This window comes from Streptomyces sp. PA03-5A (assembly GCF_033792725.1).
Taxonomy (GTDB): Bacteria; Actinomycetota; Actinomycetes; order Streptomycetales; family Streptomycetaceae; genus Actinacidiphila.
In genome coordinates this window covers 62390-81249 of record NZ_JARAVL010000043.1, presented here as the reverse complement: position 1 = coordinate 81249, position 18860 = coordinate 62390, and the positions used below count along the sequence as shown (strand labels likewise).

The window sequence follows — 18860 nt, the reverse complement described above, 5'->3', positions numbered from 1 at the left end:
GGTCTGGACTCGGCCGACATCGCCTCGCTGCAGAGCAGTTCGATAGCCGGCGACACCGGGATCCAGGTCGTGGAGGGCACCGGCGCCGAGGTCCAGCACCTGGTGTTCAACCTCAAGGACCCGGTGGTGGGCGACAAGGCGGTGCGGCGTGCGGTGGCCTATCTGATCGACCGCAAGGCGTTCATCCGGGACGTCTACCAGCGCACCGCGACCCCGTTGTACTCGATCGTGCCGGCCGGTATCACCGGTCACAACACCGCGTTCTTCGACCGCTACGGCGAGGGCGGCGACCGGGCCGGGGCGCAGGCCGTGCTGGCGCAGGCGGGGATCACGAGCAAGGTGTCCTTCACGCTGTGGGCGACGCCGGTGCGGTTCGGGCCGGGCACCGTGGCGGAGCTGAAGGCGATCGCCAAGCAGCTCAACGACAGCGGGCTGTTCGACGTGGACGTCAAGAGCGCCGACGCCGACCAGTACGCCAAGGACATCGAGGCCGGCAAGTACGCCGTGTACGTGCGCGGCTGGGTGCCGGACTACCCGGACCCGGACAACTTCACCGCCCCGTTCTTCGGTGACGGCAACGTGCTGTCCAACAACTACGTCAACAAGAAGATCACCGGCGAGCTGATCCCGCGCACCGCCGCCGAGGACGGCCGCGCCGCGACCAGCGGCGACTTCGAGGAACTGCAGGACATCGTCGCCGACGACGTCCCGATCATCCCGCTGTGGCAGGGCAAGCAGTACGTGGTGTCCAAGGACAACATCAACGGCCTGGAGTGGACCCTCGACCCGTCCACCATCTTCCGCTTCTGGGAGATCCAGAAGGGCGTCTCGACCTCCTAGCCGCCGTCTGGTCCGGGCCGCCCGGCCCGGACCACGACGCGACGAACGCCCTGGGGACGCTACTGCGCCCCGGGGCGCACCAGTCCGCTCTCGTACGCGTACACCGCCGCCTGCACCCGGTCGCGCAGCGCCAGCTTCGTCAGCACATGCCCTACGTGGGTCTTCACCGTCGTCTCGCTCACGAACAGCTCCGCGGCGATCTCCGCGTTCGACAGGCCGCGCGCCACCAGCTTCAGCACCTCGACCTCCCGCTCGGTGAGGGTGTGCAGCGCCTGCGGCACCGGCTCCTCACCCGACGGCAGCCGCCCCGCGTACTTGTCCAGCAGACGCCGCGTGATGCTCGGCGCGAGCATCGCCTCACCCGCCGCGACCACCCGGATCGCCTGCACCAGCTCGTGCGCCGGAGCGTCCTTCAGCAGGAAGCCGCTCGCCCCCGCACGCAGCGCCTCCACCACGTACTCGTCCAGATCGAACGTGGTCAGCACCAGCACCTTCGCCGGACCGTCCCGGCCCGGCCCGGTGATCTGCCGGGTCGCCTCCACCCCGTCCATCCGCGGCATGCGGATGTCCATCAGCACCACATCGGGCTGCAGCACCCGCACCTGCTCCAGGGCCTGCTGGCCGTCCCCCGCCTCGCCGACCACCGCCAGGTCGCCCTCGGCCTCCAGGATCATCCGGAAGCCCGTACGCAGCAGCGGCTGGTCGTCCACCAACAGGACGCGAATAGCCACAAGATCTCCTTCGCCCTCAGGACTCCCCATTCTTCCCCACCACGGGCAGCGGATACGGTGGGGGAGTCCCCCCGAAAGAGGGGCACACCGCCCGGTGGTCGCACCAGTCGCACAACCGGCTCGGCCGCGGCCGCCAGTCACCCGACTCCGTGGCCCGCGTGATCGCCTCCCACAGGGCCTCCAGCTTCCGGCCCACCGCCCGCAGCTCACCCTCCGACGGGTCGTACGTCAGCACCTCGCCGCTGCCCAGGTAGACCAACTGCAGCCGGCGCGGCACCACGCCCCGCAGCCGCCACAGCACCAACGCGTAGAACTTCATCTGGAACAGCGCCTCGTCCGCGTACTCGGGGCGCGGCGCCCGGCCGGTCTTGTAGTCCACCACCCGCAGGTCGCCCGAGGCCGCCGCGACGTCCAGACGGTCCACGTAACCGCGCAGCGTCAGCCCCGACTCCAGCTCCGTCTCCACGTACAGCTCGCGCTCGGCCGGCTCCAGCCGCGTCGGGTCCTCCAGCGAGAACCACCGCTCGACCAGCCGCGCCGCCTCCTCCAGCCACTCCGCCAGCCCCTGCCCGTCCGCGGCGGCGAACAGCTCCGACAGCTCCGGACGCTCCTCCAGCAACCGCTGCCACTGCCCCGGCACCATCGCCCGGGCCCGGTCCGCCGTCCGCTCCGCCGCAGGCACGTCGAAGAGGCGCTCCAGCACCGCGTGCACCACCGTGCCCCGCGTCGCGGCCTGGCTCGGCTTCTCCGGCAGCTTGTCGATCACCCGCAGCCGGTACAGCAGCGGACACCGCATGAAGTCGGCGGCGCGCGACGGCGACAGGGAGGACGGCGGCCTGGGAGGAACGGCTTCGGTGCTGGTGCCCATGGCAGGACCCTACGGGGTGGCGCCGACAGCCGGTGTCGGGTCCCCGCAACCGGGCAATACCATCGACGTCGGAGCGTCAGCGACACGAGGGGAACCAGTGAGCGAGAGCCAGCAGCCGCCGCCGGGCGGCGAGAGGACTCCCGGACCCGACGACGGGCCCGCCAAACGTCCCCCGGGACCCGGCGGCGGCATCCTCATGGGCCGCTTCTTCGGCGTGCCCGTCTACGTCGCCCCCAGCTGGTTCCTCGTCGCGGCCCTCATCACCTGGGTGTTCGGCGGACAGCTCGACCGCGTCCTGCCCGAGCTCGGCGGCGCCCGCTACCTCGTCTCGCTCTTCTTCGCGGTCGCCTTCTACGCCTCCGTGCTCGTCCACGAACTCGCCCACACCGTCGCCGCCCTCCGCTTCGACCTGCCCGTGCGCCGCATCCAGCTGCAGTTCTTCGGCGGCGTCTCCGAGATCGAGAAGGAGTCCGAGACCCCCGGGCGCGAATTCGTCCTCGCCTTCGTCGGCCCGCTGCTCTCCCTCGTCCTCGCCGGGGTCTTCTACCTCGGCATGTACGGCGTCGACCCCGACACCGTCCCCGGCGTACTCCTCGCCGGACTCATGATCAGCAACCTGCTCGTGGCCGTCTTCAACCTGCTGCCCGGCCTGCCCCTCGACGGCGGCCGCATGCTCCGCGCCGTCATCTGGAAGATCAGCGGCAAAGCCATGACCGGCACCGTCGCCGCCGCCTGGACCGGCCGCGCCCTGGCCATCGCCGTCCTCGTCGGCCTGCCCCTGCTCTCGTACGCCGGCGGCATGAGCGACGGCGGGGACGGCGCCACCGGCTTCGACTCCCTCACCGACGCCCTGCTCGCGGCCATCCTCGCCGCCATCATCTGGACCGGCGCGGGCAACAGCCTGCGCATGGCGCGGCTCCGCGAGCACCTGCCCGAACTCCAGGCCCGCTCACTCACCCGGCGCGCCCTGCCGGTCTCCTCCGACACCCCGCTGTCCGAGGCCCTGCGCCGGGCCAACGAGGCCGGCGCCCGCGCCCTCGTCGTCGTCGACGGCCAGGGCACCCCCACCGCGGTCGTCCGCGAGGCCGCCATCGTCGGCGTCCCCGAACACCGCCGCCCCTGGGTCGCCGTCTCCGGCCTCGCCCAGGACCTCAAGCCCGGCATGAAGGTCTCCGCGGAACTCGCCGGCGAGGACCTCCTGGACACCCTGCGTGCCACCCCGGCCACGGAGTACCTCGTCATCGAGAACTCCGGCGAGGTCTACGGCGTCCTGTCCACCGCCGACGTCGAAAAAGCCTTCCTCGCCGCCATGGCTCGCCCTTCTTCTTAGGGCTCGTTCGCCTCCGGGGCGCTCAAGACGGTGTCGACAGTCGACCGTGCTCGGTCACTCGTTCCTCGCGACCTCCGCGCTCCCCCGGCTACCGCCGGGAGGTGCCCCCACCCTTTCGACACCGTCCGCGCCCCTTTGGCTCACTCGCCGAGGCAGTCCATCGATGTGCTGCTCCGGAGCAACCCGCAGGGGCGGCTGCCTCGGCCCATCGCGCCGGTCGACCGTCGACAGGTGCAGAGGGCGCCCCGGAGGCGAACCGAGCCTCAAAAAGGGGAGCGCCCCGGAGGCGAACGGAGCCCTTAAAAATGAACGGTAGGCTTGTCCGCATGTCCGAACCGACCGGTGCCGCCCGCCGTCGCGGGCCCTTCAAGGTCGGGGACCAGGTCCAGCTCACCGATCCCAAGGGACGCCACTACACGTTCACGCTCGAGGCCGGGAAGAACTTCCACACCCACAAGGGTTCCTTCCCCCACGACGAGCTGATCGGTGCCCCCGAGGGCAGTGTGGTCCGAACCACGGGAAACGTCGCCTACCTCGCGCTGCGCCCCCTGCTCCCCGACTACGTCCTGTCCATGCCCCGCGGCGCCGCCGTGGTCTACCCCAAGGACGCGGGGCAGATCCTGTCGATGGCCGACATCTTCCCCGGCGCACGCGTCGTGGAGGCAGGCGTCGGCTCCGGCTCGCTCAGCATGTTCCTGCTGCGCGCCGTCGGCGACCAGGGGATGCTGCACTCCTACGAGCGCCGCGCCGACTTCGCCGAGATCGCCACCCAGAACGTCGAACGCTACTTCGGCGGCCCGCACCCCGCGTGGCAGCTCACCGTCGGCGACCTCCAGGACAACCTCAGCGACGCCGACGTCGACCGGGTGATCCTCGACATGCTCGCCCCCTGGGAGTGCCTGGAGGCCGTCTCCAAGGCGCTGGTCCCCGGCGGCATCCTCTGCGCGTACGTGGCCACCACCACCCAGCTCGCCCGCACCGTCGAGGCGATCCGCGAGCACGGCACGTTCAACGAGCCGTCCGCCTGGGAGACCATGGTCCGCACCTGGCACATCGAGGGCCTGGCCGTGCGCCCCGACCACCGCATGATCGGGCACACCGGCTTCCTGCTCACCGCCCGCCGTCTCGCCGACGGCGTCGAGCCCCCCATGCGGCGCAGGCGCCCCGCGCCCGGCGCGTACGGCGAGGACTACACCGGCCCGGGCGGCGGCAAGACGGCCACCGGCGGAGCGTAACCACCCGACCCCGAAGCGCCGCCGCCGGCAAGACCGGCGGCGGCGCTTCGTCACACCCCCGCGGACATCTCCCGAAACACGGGCCCCGGTCGTACCAAGCGACTGTGACCTGTGGCACCATGCTGGCCACCCCGCTCGACCAACTCCACAGGAGACAGGCGCGTGCAGCCATCCGCAGGGCCGGCCCTTCCGCACACCCGAGCCCGTTCGGTGCACTGGATCACGACCGCCGCGGTGATCGCCGCCGTCATAGGCAGCGCCGCGCTCGTGCAGCCCGCCGGCGCCTCCACGGGCAGGCCCGCCGCGGACGCCAGGACCGGCAAGCCCGCGACCGCCGCCGTGACGCCGCCGGACCCCCGTGCCGCGCACTTCCCCCTGGAATGCGCCGGGGCGCCCGTGGACGTCGTGGACCAGGCGTCGGGAGACCTCGACGGGGACGGCCGCCCCGAGACCGTCGCCGTCGTCCGCTGCCACTCCGAGACCGGCACCCCGCCCAGTGGCCTGTACGTGCTGTCGGCGGACCCCGACGCCGGCGCCGCCCCGCGCATCGTCGAGACCCTCGTCGATCCCAAGGAGCAGCGCAGCTTCAAGGACCTGAAGATCGACGGCCGCATCGTGCGGGCCACCGTGCTCGGCTACTCCACCGACGACGTGCCCCGTTGCTGCCCCGACCAGATGCGCGACTACAGCTGGGAATGGAGGTCCGGGACCTACTACGAGATCCCCGGACCGCTCGCGAACAGCGTGTGACAGATCACTCCGCGTCGGGTCCGTACAGTTCTACACTGTCCGAAACCCGACGCACATGAATACAGTCGCCAGGGCAGTCCCTGGCCGAATCCACCACATCGGTCAACAACGGCAGGGGAACCGGGACCGTCGCCCCGGGTGCCTGACGGAGTTCGTCGTCGTCGCCCTTGACGTAGGCGAGCCCGTCGATGTCCAGCTCGAAGACCTCGGGCGCGTACTGCACACAGATGCCGTCCCCGGTGCACAGGTCCTGATCGATCCAGACCTCAAGCGCCTCGACGACTTCCTCGCTCACCGCTACCTCGCCTGCCGTTCATCGTTCGGGAAGGGACAGCCCTTGACGGGCGTTGACCGAACCGACGATACAACCGGCCGCTTTCGGATGGTGATGGCTGGGTATCTCCCTGGCGGGAGGACGTGCGCAAGGGTGAAGATCGGACACACCCAGGACGTCTTTGTGATCTAGGGGTTTCAACCCCTACTGGCCCAGGTAGGGTCTGGAAGCGTCCAGCTCCCCTTGGAGGAGGTGAGGACCGTGGCGGCCCACGACGACGACATCAACCGTGGCGGCCGACCCGCTCGTGGATCGGAAGACCCCATGAGCCAGGTCGCCTTTCTTGAGCAGGAGATCGCCGTCCTGCGACGTAAGCTCGCCGACTCTCCGCGGCACACGAGGATTCTCGAGGAGCGGATCGTCGAGCTGCAGACCAACCTGGCAGGCGTGTCCGCTCAGAACGAGCGGCTGGCCAACACCCTCCGAGAGGCCCGCGACCAGATCGTGGCCCTCAAGGAAGAGGTGGACCGGCTCGCACAGCCCCCTGCCGGATTCGGTGTGTTCCTGCAGGCGAACGAGGACGAGACGGCCGACATCTTCACCGGCGGCCGCAAGCTGCGGGTGAACGTCAGCCCGTCCGTCGAACTGGACGGCCTCCGGCGCGGCCAGGAAGTCATGCTCAACGAGGCGCTCAACGTGGTCGAGGCCATGGAGTTCGAGCGCATCGGAGACATCGTCACCCTCAAGGAGATCCTCGAGGACGGCGAGCGGGCCCTGGTCATCGGGCACACGGACGAGGAGCGGGTGGTGCGGCTCGCCGAGCCGCTGCTGGACGGCACCCTCCGCGCCGGCGACGCGCTGCTGCTCGAACCGCGCTCCGGGTACGTCTACGAACGGGTCCCCAAGAGCGAGGTCGAAGAGCTCGTCCTCGAAGAGGTCCCCGACATCGACTACCGCCAGATCGGCGGCCTCAGCAACCAGATCGAGCAGATCCGCGACGCCGTCGAACTGCCCTACCTGCACGCCGAGCTGTTCAAGGAGTACGAGCTCCGCCCGCCCAAGGGCGTGCTCCTCTACGGCCCGCCCGGCTGCGGCAAGACGCTCATCGCCAAGGCCGTCGCCAACTCCCTTGCCAAGAAGGTCGCCGAAGTCACCGGGCAGCCCCAGGGCAAGAGCTACTTCCTGAACATCAAGGGCCCCGAGCTGCTCAACAAGTACGTCGGCGAGACCGAGCGGCAGATCCGGCTGGTCTTCCAGCGCGCACGCGAGAAGGCCAGCGAGGGCACCCCCGTCATCGTCTTCTTCGACGAGATGGAATCCCTCTTCCGGACCCGCGGCTCCGGCGTCAGCTCGGACGTGGAGAACACCATCGTCCCCCAGCTGCTCGCCGAGATCGACGGCGTCGAGGGCCTGGAGAACGTCATCGTCATCGGCGCCTCCAACCGCGAGGACATGATCGACCCCGCGATCCTGCGGCCCGGCCGCCTGGACGTGAAGATCAAGATCGAGCGGCCGGACGCCGAGGCGGCCAAGGACATCTTCTCCAAGTACCTGGTGACGACCCTCCCGCTGCACGGCGAGGACCTCTCCGAGCACGGCGGCTCGCCCGGGGCCACCGTCGAGGCCATGATCCAGTCCGTGGTCGAGCGGATGTACTCCGAGTCCGAGGAGAACCGCTTCCTGGAGGTCACCTACGCCAACGGTGACAAGGAAGTCCTCTACTTCAAGGACTTCAACTCCGGCGCCATGATCCAGAACATCGTGGACCGGGCCAAGAAGATGGCGATCAAGGCCTTCCTCGACCACAACCAGCGGGGCCTGCGCGTCTCCCACCTGCTCGCCGCCTGCGTGGACGAGTTCAAGGAGAACGAGGACCTGCCCAACACCACCAACCCGGACGACTGGGCCCGCATCTCCGGAAAGAAGGGCGAGCGGATCGTCTTCATCCGCACCCTCGTCACCGGCAAGCAGGGCGCCGACACCGGTCGCTCCATCGACACCGTCGCCAACACGGGCCAGTACCTGTAACACGCGACCACCCTCCGGCTGCGGGTGCCCACGCAGGGGCACCCGCAGCCGGAGCATTTCACCCCGGCACCACCCAGGAAAGCGCGTAATGATCTCCCCACCACCGCCATCGCGTTCTAGGCTCAGCGGTACCGCACGAGGGCCAATTGCGAAGCGGTACTTGAGCGACCGGCCCAGCACGGGCCGCAGCCGGGCAAGGAGGGCCGCATGACCGTACGGCGAGTAATGGGCATCGAGACGGAGTACGGGATCTCCGTTCCGGGCCACCCGAACGCCAATGCCATGCTCACCTCGTCCCAGGTCGTCAACGCCTACGCGGCGGCGATGCACCGGGCGCGCCGCGCCCGCTGGGACTTCGAGGAGGAGAACCCACTGCGGGACGCCCGCGGCTTCGACCTCGCCCGAGAAGCCGCGGACACCAGCCAGCTCACCGACGAGGACATCGGCCTGGCCAATGTCATCCTCACCAACGGAGCCCGGCTCTACGTCGACCACGCCCACCCCGAGTACAGCGCCCCGGAGGTCACCAACCCCCGCGACGCCGTCCTGTGGGACAAGGCCGGCGAGCGCATCATGGCCGAAGCCGCCGAGCGCGCCGCCCAGCTCCCGGGCGCCCAGCCCATCCACCTGTACAAGAACAACACCGACAACAAGGGCGCGTCCTACGGCACCCACGAGAACTACCTGATGAAGCGGGAGACCCCCTTCTCGGACATCGTGCGCCACCTCACGCCCTTCTTCGTCTGCCGCCAGGTCGTCACCGGAGCCGGCCGCGTCGGAATCGGCCAGGACGGCCACGAACACGGCTTCCAGATCAGCCAGCGCGCCGACTACTTCGAGGTCGAGGTGGGCCTGGAGACCACCCTCAAACGGCCCATCATCAACACCCGCGACGAACCGCACGCCGACGCCGAGAAGTACCGCCGGCTGCACGTGATCATCGGCGACGCGAACCTGTCGGAGATCTCCACCTACCTCAAACTCGGCACCACCGCCCTGGTGCTGTCGATGATCGAGGACGGCTTCATCAACGTCGACCTCGCCGTCGACCAGCCCGTCCGCACCCTCCACCAGGTCAGCCACGACCCCACGCTGCGCCGCCTGATCACCCTGCGCAGCGGCCGGACACTGACCGCCGTCCAGCTCCAGATGGAGTACTGCGAACTCGCCCGCAAGTACGTGGAGGACCGCTTCGGCACGGACGCCGACGACCAGACCAAGGACGTCCTCGGACGGTGGGAGGACGTGCTCAACCGGCTCGAGGGCGACCCCATGAGCCTCGCCGGCGAACTGGACTGGATCGCCAAGCGCGAGCTCCTCGAGGGCTACCGGCGCCGCGACTCCCTGGGCTGGGACGCCGCGCGGCTCCACCTCGTCGACCTCCAGTACGCCGACGTGCGCCCCGAGAAGGGCCTCTACAACCGTCTGGAGGCCCGCGGCCGCATCCAGCGACTGGTGACCGAGGACGAGGTCGTCCGGGCCATGAGCAAGCCCCCGGAGGACACCCGCGCCTACTTCCGCGGCCGCTGCCTGGAGCAGTACGCGGACGACGTCGCGGCGGCCTCCTGGGACTCCGTGATCTTCGACCTCCCCGGCCGGGACTCGCTGCAGCGCGTCCCCACCCTGGAGCCGCTGCGGGGCACCCGCAACCACGTCAAGGAGCTGCTGGACCGCTGTCGCACCGCGGAGGAGCTGGTGCGGATCCTGTCGGGCGGCTGAGCAGGGCTGAAATCCGTCCGAACCGGGAATCATCGGGGTGGCCCCCGGACGTTGGGCAATACCGGGGGCCGAAGTCGGACCCTCCTTGTAGGGTCTGATCTTGTAGGACATGGACACCGAGCGGGGTGAGGGACACATGGCTACCAAGGACACCGGCGGCGGGCAGCAGAAGGCCACGCGTTCGACCGAGGAGGTCGAGGAGACCGCGCAGGACGCGCAGGCCGCCTCCGACCTCAAGGAGCGGCAGGAGAAGCTGTCGGACGACGTGGACTCCGTGCTGGACGAGATCGATGACGTCCTCGAGGAGAATGCTGAGGATTTCGTGCGTTCCTTCGTTCAGAAGGGTGGACAGTAGTCCACATCCATGAACGAGGGGGGCGTGAAGCGGTGCTCTCGGTGCAAGCAACTGCTGCCGTGTGAGGCGTTCGCCAAGAACAGGGCGTCGCGCGACGGTCTCCAGGCCTACTGCCGGGAGTGCTGGGCCGGGTACCACCAGCAGAGGCAGTTGGCGAGAGGGAAGAACGTACGGCCGCGAGTGCTTGTGCCCGACGGGCACAAGCACTGCCGTCGTTGCGGGGAGACCAAGCCGCACAGCGAGTGGGACCGCAACAGCAGCGCGTCGGACGGCCTGTCGAGCCGGTGCAAGTCGTGCCGGGCGGTGGAGGGCCGGGCCGGCCATCTGAAGCGCAAGTACGGGATGACCGAGGCCGAGCGGGACGCCATGGTCACCGAGCAGTTCGGTATCTGCTGCATTTGTTTGGACGCCCCGGCCGAACATGTGGATCACGACCACGGGACGGGTAGGGTCCGTGGCGTACTGTGCTTCAGCTGCAACGCCGCGCTGGGGCAGTTCAAGGATCGGCCCGACGTCATACGGCGGGCGGCCGCCTACGTGGAAGGAAACGTGTGGAAGCCAACACTCGTAGCACCGGGCGTCTACCATCTGCCTTCCTGACGCCTGGCTCGTCCTCGTTCGTGGACTTCCTGGGGGCGCACGCGCCGGGGATGCTCCCGGGCAACCGCACCCTGCCCGCCGTGAAGGGGGCCGTGGAGCTGCCGCACGGCACGACGATCGTGGCGGCGGCCTTCCCCGGCGGCGTGGTGCTCGCCGGTGACCGGCGCGCCACGATGGGCAACGTCATCGCCCAGCGGGACATCGAGAAGGTGTTCCCGGCCGACGAGTACTCGGCGGTCGGCATCGCGGGCACGGCGGGCCTGGCGGTGGAGATGGTCAAGCTGTTCCAGCTGGAGCTGGAGCACTACGAGAAGATCGAGGGCGCCACGCTCTCCCTGGAGGGCAAGGCGAACCGCCTGTCGACCATGATCCGGGGGAACCTGGGGATGGCGCTGCAGGGGCTGGCGGTGGTGCCGCTGTTCGCCGGCTACGACACGGACCGGGAGAAGGGGCGGATCTTCTCGTACGACGTGACGGGCGGGCGTTCGGAGGAGCACGGTTTCGCGGCGACGGGTTCGGGTTCGGTGTTCGCGCGGGGCTCGATGAAGAAGCTGTACAAGCCGGACCTCACGGAGTCGCAGACGGCGACGCTGGTGATCCAGGCGCTGTACGACGCGGCGGACGACGATTCGGCGACCGGTGGCCCGGATCTGGGGCGGCGGATCTTCCCGATCGTCACGGTCATCACCGACGAGGGCTTCCGCAAGCTGACCGAGGCCGAGTCGTCGGAGATCGTCCGGGCCGTCCACGAGCGGCGGCTGGAGCTGCCGGACGGCCCGCGGGCCGGGCTGCTCTGACCTGGTCGTCCGAGATGCACTCGCTACTGACAGAAAGGGACGGATAGCCGGTGTCGACGCCGTTCTATGTCTCACCCCAGCAGGCCATGGCCGACCGTGCCGAGTTCGCCCGCAAGGGCATCGCGCGCGGGCGCAGCGTCGTCGTGCTGCAGTACACCGACGGCATCGTCTTCATCGCCGAGAACCCGTCCCGTGCCCTGCACAAGGTCAGTGAGATCTACGACCGGATCGCCTTCGCGGCGGTGGGGAAGTACAACGAGTTCGAGAACCTGCGGATCGGTGGTGTGCGCTACGCCGACCTGCGGGGTTACACCTACGACCGGGACGACGTGACCGCGCGCGGCCTGGCGAACGTGTACGCGCAGACGCTGGGCACGATCTTCTCGAGCGTGGGGGAGAAGCCCTACGAGGTGGAGCTGATCGTCGCGGAGGTGGGCGCGGACCCCTCCGAGGACCAGATCTACCGGTTGCCGCACGACGGTTCGATCGTCGACGAGCACGGTGCGGTGGCGGTCGGTGGCAACTCGGACCAGATCGGCAGTTACCTGGACCAGCGGCACCGTGACGGCATGACGCTTGCGGAGGCGCTGAAGCTGGCGGTGGAGTCGCTGAGCCGGGACAACAACGGCAGTGACCGGCAGCTCACGGCGGAGCAGCTGGAGGTCGCGGTGCTGGACCGTACGCGGCCGCAGCAGCGCAAGTTCAAGCGGATCCTGGGCCGGCAGTTGTCGCGGTTGCTGGAGGGGGAGGGGGCGGCGCCGTCGGTGGAGAAGGCGGAGAAGTCGGAGAAGCCCGCTCCGCCTGCGGCTCCGGTGGAGGGGGACGACGACCTTCCGGAGTTGGACGAGGACGTGTGACGGGTTCCGGCCCGTTGCCGACGCCCCGGCCCGCCTGTGCGGTGGCCGGGGCGTCGGTCGTTTCAGGGGTTGCGTGGTGGGGCGGTGGAGCCGCGGACGACGAGCCGGACGGGGAGTTCGGTGCCGGTGGCGGGGCGGTCGGCGAGGGTGTCGAGGAGTGCGGTCATGCCTCCGGCGCCGACGGCGTCGGCGGGGAGGGCGACGGTGGTGAGTTCGGGTTCGACGGCGGTGGCGAGGGCGGAGTCGTCGTAGCCGGTGACGGAGACGTCGTGGGGGACGCGTAGTCCGTGGCGGCGCAGGGCCTTGCAGGCGCCGACGGCGAGGACGTCGTCGTCGCAGATGAGGGCGGTGGGGGGTGGGCCGGGCCGGGTGAGGAGGCGTTCGGTGGCCTGGCGGGCGTCCTCGTAGGTGAGCGGGGAGCGTTCGGTGGGCGGGGTGGTGCCGAGGGTGTCGGCGAGGGCCTGGGCGCGTTCGTGGAAGGTCCAGGTGTCGATGTCGGCGGCGAGGTGGGCGACGTCCCGGGGGTGGTGGCCGAGGCCGAGGACGTGCCGGGTGATCTGGCGCATGCCGTCGGCGATGGCGAGGTTGACGGTGGCGGCGGGGCCGGGTGCGGCGGGGTCGGCGTCGAGCATGACGAGGGGGAGGCCGCCGTCGCCGATGGCGGCGAGGGCGTCGGCGGCCATGGAGGAGGCGATGATGCCGTCGAGGGCGGCGCGGGCGGAGCCGAAGGGGTCGCGGGCGGGGCCGACGCCTTCGGGGGAGGGGTAGAGGACGACGCCGAAGCCGTGGTCGTCGGCGACGCGGGCGGCGCCGGTGTAGACGCGGGCGAAGTACTCGTTGGTGAGGGTGGGCACGACCAGGAGCGCGGTGCGGGTGCGGCCGAGGCGGAGGTTGCGGGCGGCGAGGTTGGGCCGGTAGCCGAGGTCGCGGGCGGCGGTGCGGACGGTGTCGGCGGTGCGTTCGGAGACCCGGCCGCGCCATTTGTCGCCGAGGACGAGGGAGACGGTGGCCTGGGAGACGCCGGCGGCGCGTGCGACGTCGCGTGAGGTCGGGCGCGCTGTGTCGGTCACCGTGGGGGCCTCTTTCGGCTGGGTGGGCGAGTGGCGGCGGGGTGTGCGGCTGGACCGGTGGACTGGGCTCATGGTACGTATGACCCACGACGTTATACGTACAACTAGCGAAGGGGCGGGCATGGGGACCGGTTACGCGGACCTGCTGCGGGCCCGGCACGCGGTCCGGCTGCTGACCGGCACCCTGGTCGGCCGGCTGCCGAACGCGACGGCGGCCCTGGGCATCGTGCTGCTGACCCGTGCGCAGGGCGGCGACTTCGCCCTGGCGGGGGCGCTGTCGGCCGTCTACGGCCTCGCCAACGCCGTGGGGCAACCTTTGCTGGGGCGGGCGGTGGACCGCCTGGGGCAGCCGAGGGTGATGTTCCCGGCGGCGGTGGTCTCGGCCGTGGGCATGGCCGTCTTCGCGCTCTCCGGGCCCCGGCCGCTGCCGCTGGCGTACGCCGCGATGCTGGTCGCGGGCTTCTTCACCCCGCCCCTGGAGGGCGGGCTGCGGGCGCTGTGGCCGGGCGTGCTCAAGCGCGAGGACCGGATCCACGCGGCCTACGCGCTGGACGCGGCCGCGCAGGAGGTCATGTTCGCGGTCGGCCCGCTGCTGGTGACGCTGCTGGTGGCGGCGTTCTCGGAGACGGCGGCGCTGCTGTGGATCGCGGCGGTCGGTGTGGCGGGGGCGCTGAGCGTGGTCACCGCGCCGCCGTCGCGGGCGTGGCGGACGCAGCCGCGCACCCCGGACTGGCTGGGGCCGCTGCGCGCGCCGGGCCTGCGGGCGCTGGTCGGCTCGTTCTTCTTCGTGGGGCTGGCGCTGGGCTCGATCGCGGTGGCCGCGGTCGCGTACGCCGACGAGCACGGCGGCGGGATGGTCTCCAGCTACGTGCTGTCGGGGATCGGCGCCGGGGCGCTGGCCGGCGGGGTGTTCTACGGGGCGCGGCAATGGGCCGGGGTCCCCGAGCGGCGGCTGCGGCTGCTGATGGCGGGCCTGGCCGTGTGCTACCTGCCGCTGGTGCTGGTGCCGGGCGTCGCGGCGATGTCGGGCCTGGCGGTGCTGGCGGGGCTGTTCCTGGCGCCCTCGCTGGCCTGCGCGTTCGTGGTGGTCGACCGGCACGCCCCGGTGGGCACGGTGACCGAGGCGTTCTCATGGATCGTCACCACGTTCGGGGTGGGTGCGGCGGTCGGCACGGCGGTCGCGGGACCGGCCGCGCAGTACGGCGGGACCGCGGCGGCGTTCGGCGTGGCGGGTGCCGGCGGGGTGGTGGCGCTGGTGGTGCTGCTGGCCAGTGGGCGCTACCTCACGGTTCCAAACCCGGCAAGCGGGACAGAAAAAGATCGAATCGCCGCGGTCGAACCCGGTTTGAGGTCCACGCATCAGGCGTAAGGTCTCATCATGGACCGCCGCATTTTCGGGCTGGAGAACGAGTACGGCGTCACGTGCACGTTCCGGGGACAGCGGCGTCTGTCCCCGGACGAGGTGGCGCGGTACCTCTTCCGCCGTGTCGTGTCATGGGGTCGCAGCAGCAACGTCTTCCTCCGCAACGGCGCCCGTCTCTACCTCGACGTGGGTTCGCACCCGGAGTACGCCACTCCCGAGTGCGACAACGTGACGGAACTGGTCACCCACGACAAGGCGGGGGAGCGCATCCTGGAGGGCCTCCTGGTGGACGCAGAACGGCGCCTGCACGAGGAGGGCATCGCGGGCGACGTCTACCTCTTCAAGAACAACACCGACTCCGCGGGGAACTCCTACGGGTGCCACGAGAACTACCTCGTCGCCCGGCACGGGGAGTTCTCCCGCCTCGCGGACATCCTCATCCCCTTCCTGGTCACCCGGCAGCTGCTGTGCGGCGCGGGCAAGGTGCTGCAGACCCCGCGCGGCGCGGTCTACTGCGTCAGTCAGCGCGCGGAGCACATCTGGGAGGGCGTCAGTTCCGCCACGACCCGCTCCCGGCCCATCATCAACACCCGGGACGAGCCGCACGCGGACGCCGAGCGCTACCGGCGGCTGCACGTCATCGTGGGTGACTCCAACATGTCCGAGACGACCATGCTGCTGAAGGTCGGCGCGACCGACCTGGTGCTGCGCATGATCGAGGCGGGCACCGTGATGCGGGACCTGACGCTGGAGAACCCGATCCGGGCGATCCGCGAGGTGTCGCACGACATAACGGGCCAGCGCAAGGTCCGTCTCGCCTCGGGCCGGGAGGCCTCGGCCCTGGAGATCCAGGAGGAGTACTACTCCAAGGCGGTGGACTTCTGCGACCGGCGCGGCATCCGCAGCGGTGTCATCGAGCAGGTCCTCGAACTGTGGGGCCGGACCCTGGAGTCGATCGGCAGCGGTGACCTGGACAAGATCGGTACCGAGATCGACTGGGTGATGAAGTACCGCCTGATCGAGCGTTACCGGGCGCGGGACAACATCACGATGTCGCACCCGCGCATCGCGCAGATAGACCTCGCGTACCACGACATCCACCGCCGCCGCGGGTTGTACTACCTGCTGGAGAAGCGGGGTCAGGCCAAGCGGATCTGCAACGACCTGAAGATCTTCGAGGCCAAGTCCGTGCCCCCGCAGACGACGCGGGCGCGGCTGCGCGGCGACTTCATCCGCCGTGCCCAGGAGCAGCGGCGCGACTTCACCGTCGACTGGGTGCACCTGAAGCTCAACGACCAGGCGCAGCGCACGGTGCTGTGCAAGGACCCGTTCCGGTCGGTGGACGACCGGGTGGAGAAGCTCATCGCCGGTATGTAGCGGCGGTGGCACAGGCGACGCGGGGCCCCGTACGTGTTCGTACGGGGCCCCGCCCACGCCGTAGAGTGGCGCGCACGCCAGACAACGCAAGATCGACCTGATGGGGATCCCCGTGCGCCGACGCTCTCTTCTCCTCGCCGTCCCTGCCGGCCTGCTCACCCTCGCCGGCTGCGGTGACGACAAGTCCGGCAAGTCCGCGACCAGCGCCACCCCGTCGGGTTCCGCGTCCGCGTCCGCGCCGGTGAAGATCGTGGACGGCCCGCTGCCGGACATCACCGCCGGTACGAAGTTCGGCGAGAAGCCGACGGTCGCCAAGGGCGCGGGCCAGCCGAGCAAGGACCTGGCCGTCAAGACGGTGATCCAGGGCAACGGCACCACCGTCGCCTCGGGTGACTACCTCCAGGCGAACTACCTGGGCCAGATCTGGGACACGGCCAAGGTCTTCGACAACTCCTGGGACCGGGGCGCGCCGGCCATCTTCCCGATCGGCGTCGGGCGGGTCATCCAGGGCTGGGACAAGGCCCTGGTGGGCAAGAAGGTCGGCGACCGGGTCGAGCTGGCGATCCCCCCGAACCTGGGCTACGGCGCGCAGGGGCAGCCGGACGCCGGGATCAAGGGCACCGACACGCTGGTCTTCGTCGTCGACGTGGTGGACACCTTCAACGGCAAGAGCTCCGCCCAGGGCAAGGCCGTCCCGCAGACCGACGCCAAGCTGCCCAAGGTCGGCACCGGCACCGACGGCAAGGCGCCCTCCATCGAGGTCCCCAAGACGGCCGCGCCGGCCAAGCTGGTCGCCAACTACGTGCTGGAGGGCGACGGCGCGGCGGTCAAGCCCACCGACACCCTGCTGCTGCAGTACAAGGGCGTGGTGTGGGACGGCGGCAAGGAGTTCGACTCCAGCTACAAGAACGGCCAGTTGGCCCAGTTCCCGCTGCAGCAGCTGATCAAGGGCTGGCAGGAGGGCCTGGTGGGCAAGAAGGTCGGCAGCCGCGTCATGCTCGTGGTGCCGCCGGACCTGGGCTACGGCGACAAGGCGCAGCCGGGCATCCCGGCCAAGTCCACGCTGGTGTTCAGCCTCGACATCCTCGCGGTGATGTAAGACTAAGCAGGTTGTCCGCACCTCTTTAGGAGCACGTACGTGAGCATCGAGAAGCCCGAGATCGACTTCCCCGGCGGTGAGCCGCCGGCCGAACTGGTGATCAGGGACATCTGGGAGGGCGAGGGCGCCGAGGCGAAGGCGGGTCAGAACGTCACCGTCCACTACGTCGGCGTGGCCTTCAGCACCGGCGAGGAGTTCGACGCCAGCTGGAACCGCAACTCTCCCTTCAGCTTCCCGCTGGGCGGCGGCCGGGTCATCAAGGGCTGGGACCAGGGCGTGCAGGGCATGAAGGTCGGCGGCCGTCGTGAGCTGACCATCCCCGCGCACCTGGCCTACGGCAACCAGAGCCCGAGCCCGCTCATCAAGCCGGGTGAGACGCTGATCTTCGTGGTGGACCTGCTGTCCGTCTGAGCGGCGTCCGGCCCGACCACGGCCCGTAGCCCCCGCCGACCGGCACCGCCGGCCCGGCGGGGGCTCCGTCGTACGGGGGCCGGCAGGGGCGGTCACCGGAACCGGCCTTCGCTTCAGCCACGCGGCCCGGTCGCGATAGGGTCTCGACGGAGAGCTGAACACGGAAGAAGGTTGCTTCGAGTGGCGATTGCCAAGGCCGAGCGGCTGATGAACCTGGCGCTGTGCCTGATGAACACCCGGCGCCCGGTCAGCAAGCGGGAGCTGCGCGCGTCCATCGAGGCGTACCACGAGATCGGCTCCGACGAGGCGTTCAACCGCATGTTCGAGCGCGATAAGGACGACCTGCGTGAGCTCGGCATGGTCATCGAGACGGTGGAGAGCCTGGACGGTGAGATCGGCTACCTCGCCCGCCGTGACCGCAACCGCCTCCCCGAGATCGCCCTGGACGCCGAGGAGGCCGCCGCGCTGAGCCTGGCCGCGAAGGTCTGGCAGCAGGCACGCTTCGCCGAGGCCGCCAGCGGAGCCCTGCAGAAGCTGCGGGCCGCGGGCGTGCCCTTCCACGACGAGGGCGACGACGGCGTGCGGGAGGCGGCCGGGCACAGTGCCCTGGAGCCCCGCATCCCCACCCCCGAGCCGGCGTTCGAGCCGCTGATGGTCGCCACCCGTGAGCGCCGCCCCGTCTCCTTCGACTACCGCAAGGCCAACGCCGTGCGCCCCGAGCCCCGCCAGGTCGAGCCCTGGGCGCTGGAGTGCTGGCGCGGCCACTGGTACCTGGCCGGCTGGGACCGCGACCGGTCCGCCGTGCGCGTCTTCCGGCTCTCCCGGATCACCGGCCGGGTCCGCACCCGCGGCGGCGCCTTCACCACCGAGGTGCCCGACCACGTCGACGTGCGCGCCGCCGTCGCCAGCTGGGCCGGGGAGGGCGCGACCGCGACCGCCAGGATCCGGCTGCGCCGCGACTCCGGGTACCCGCTGCGGGCCCGCGCGGTGGAGATACTGCCGGTCGACGCCGACTGGGACGAGCTGGAGATCCCGTACGGGCACGGACTGGACGCCTGGCTGGTGGAGTTCGGCCCGGACGTGGTCGTACTGGGGCCCGACGAGCTGCGGGCCGACGTCGTGGACCGGCTGCGCGCCGTCGCCAAGGGCTGAGCGG

At 70.3% G+C, this 18860-nt stretch carries 19 protein-coding genes; 15 read left to right on the top strand and 4 right to left on the bottom strand.

The annotated features are described in order from the left end of the window. Nucleotides 1–840: ABC transporter substrate-binding protein (locus PV410_RS37665; RefSeq protein ID WP_500330682.1), on the top strand; the 840-nt coding region annotated here is incomplete at its 5' end. Between the two features lie 59 nt (nucleotides 841–899). Here PV410_RS37665 and PV410_RS37660 read toward each other — a convergent pair. Together PV410_RS37660 and PV410_RS37655 are read right to left on the bottom strand one after the other, a co-directional pair. Beyond that, on the bottom strand, nucleotides 900–1571 hold the full coding sequence (locus tag PV410_RS37660) for a response regulator (protein ID WP_499510942.1): 672 nt from the start codon (nucleotides 1569–1571) through the stop codon (nucleotides 900–902). 16 nt (nucleotides 1572–1587) lie between these two features. Continuing rightward, nucleotides 1588–2439: a RecB family exonuclease gene (locus PV410_RS37655; protein WP_500330680.1), complete on the bottom strand. Its 852-nt coding sequence runs from the start codon at nucleotides 2437–2439 to the stop codon at nucleotides 1588–1590. Between the two features lie 97 nt (nucleotides 2440–2536). On the opposite strand from PV410_RS37655, the gene PV410_RS37650 reads away from it, so the two are divergent. The 3 genes from PV410_RS37650 to PV410_RS37640 all read left to right on the top strand — a co-directional run bounded on the left by PV410_RS37650 (nucleotide 2537) and on the right by PV410_RS37640 (nucleotide 5754). Continuing rightward, nucleotides 2537–3769, top strand: coding sequence for a site-2 protease family protein (locus PV410_RS37650; protein WP_499510940.1), 1233 nt, complete (start codon nucleotides 2537–2539; stop codon nucleotides 3767–3769). Nucleotides 3770–4095: 326 nt separating this feature from the next. After that, nucleotides 4096–5004, top strand: coding sequence for a tRNA (adenine-N1)-methyltransferase (locus PV410_RS37645; protein ID WP_500330678.1), 909 nt, complete (start codon nucleotides 4096–4098; stop codon nucleotides 5002–5004). 162 nt (nucleotides 5005–5166) lie between these two features. Further along, nucleotides 5167–5754, top strand: a complete 588-nt coding sequence (locus PV410_RS37640; RefSeq protein ID WP_500330676.1) for a hypothetical protein — start codon at nucleotides 5167–5169, stop codon at nucleotides 5752–5754. Between the two features lie 4 nt (nucleotides 5755–5758). Here the strand turns inward: PV410_RS37640 and PV410_RS37635 are convergent, their stop codons facing one another. Then, a complete protein-coding gene (locus PV410_RS37635; RefSeq protein WP_450386264.1) occupies nucleotides 5759–6049 on the bottom strand; it encodes a ferredoxin in 291 nt (96 codons plus the stop codon). Between the two features lie 240 nt (nucleotides 6050–6289). On the opposite strand from PV410_RS37635, the gene arc reads away from it, so the two are divergent. From arc to prcA, 6 genes are all read left to right on the top strand, one after another. After that, complete coding sequence (gene arc / locus PV410_RS37630; protein WP_500330674.1) at nucleotides 6290–8056, top strand: proteasome ATPase; 1767 nt, start codon at nucleotides 6290–6292, stop codon at nucleotides 8054–8056. 207 nt (nucleotides 8057–8263) lie between these two features. Continuing rightward, nucleotides 8264–9775 (top strand): depupylase/deamidase Dop, encoded by a 1512-nt coding sequence (dop, locus tag PV410_RS37625; protein ID WP_499510936.1) that lies wholly within the window; start codon nucleotides 8264–8266, stop codon nucleotides 9773–9775. 136 nt (nucleotides 9776–9911) lie between these two features. Beyond that, nucleotides 9912–10130 (top strand): ubiquitin-like protein Pup, encoded by a 219-nt coding sequence (locus tag PV410_RS37620; RefSeq protein WP_354798988.1) that lies wholly within the window; start codon nucleotides 9912–9914, stop codon nucleotides 10128–10130. Nucleotides 10131–10139: 9 nt separating this feature from the next. Continuing rightward, entirely contained in the window at nucleotides 10140–10730 is a 591-nt protein-coding gene (locus tag PV410_RS37615; protein ID WP_500330672.1) for an endonuclease VII domain-containing protein, read from the top strand. Further along, entirely contained in the window at nucleotides 10682–11527 is an 846-nt protein-coding gene (gene prcB, locus PV410_RS37610; RefSeq protein WP_500330670.1) for a proteasome subunit beta, read from the top strand. Before PV410_RS37615 ends, prcB begins: the two co-directional genes overlap by 49 nt. A 50-nt stretch (nucleotides 11528–11577) precedes the next feature. Beyond that, complete coding sequence (gene prcA / locus PV410_RS37605) at nucleotides 11578–12384, top strand: proteasome subunit alpha (protein WP_500330669.1); 807 nt, start codon at nucleotides 11578–11580, stop codon at nucleotides 12382–12384. Nucleotides 12385–12446: 62 nt separating this feature from the next. Here prcA and PV410_RS37600 read toward each other — a convergent pair whose 3' ends face one another. Continuing rightward, nucleotides 12447–13526, bottom strand: coding sequence for a LacI family DNA-binding transcriptional regulator (locus PV410_RS37600; protein WP_500330667.1), 1080 nt, complete (start codon nucleotides 13524–13526; stop codon nucleotides 12447–12449). A gap of 49 nt (nucleotides 13527–13575) precedes the next feature. Between PV410_RS37600 and PV410_RS37595 the strand changes: the two genes are divergently transcribed. The 5 genes from PV410_RS37595 to PV410_RS37575 all read left to right on the top strand — a co-directional run bounded on the left by PV410_RS37595 (nucleotide 13576) and on the right by PV410_RS37575 (nucleotide 18856). Next, nucleotides 13576–14823, top strand: a complete 1248-nt coding sequence (locus PV410_RS37595) for an MFS transporter (RefSeq protein WP_500330665.1) — start codon at nucleotides 13576–13578, stop codon at nucleotides 14821–14823. A 9-nt stretch (nucleotides 14824–14832) separates the two neighbouring features. Further along, nucleotides 14833–16194, top strand: a complete 1362-nt coding sequence (gene pafA, locus PV410_RS37590; protein ID WP_499510930.1) for a Pup--protein ligase — start codon at nucleotides 14833–14835, stop codon at nucleotides 16192–16194. A gap of 100 nt (nucleotides 16195–16294) precedes the next feature. Continuing rightward, on the top strand, nucleotides 16295–17293 hold the full coding sequence (locus tag PV410_RS37585) for an FKBP-type peptidyl-prolyl cis-trans isomerase (protein ID WP_500330663.1): 999 nt from the start codon (nucleotides 16295–16297) through the stop codon (nucleotides 17291–17293). 39 nt (nucleotides 17294–17332) lie between these two features. Next, nucleotides 17333–17704 (top strand): FKBP-type peptidyl-prolyl cis-trans isomerase, encoded by a 372-nt coding sequence (locus PV410_RS37580; RefSeq protein ID WP_499510929.1) that lies wholly within the window; start codon nucleotides 17333–17335, stop codon nucleotides 17702–17704. 180 nt (nucleotides 17705–17884) lie between these two features. Beyond that, nucleotides 17885–18856 (top strand): helix-turn-helix transcriptional regulator, encoded by a 972-nt coding sequence (locus PV410_RS37575; RefSeq protein ID WP_499510928.1) that lies wholly within the window; start codon nucleotides 17885–17887, stop codon nucleotides 18854–18856. Nucleotides 18857–18860 lie beyond the last annotated feature (4 nt).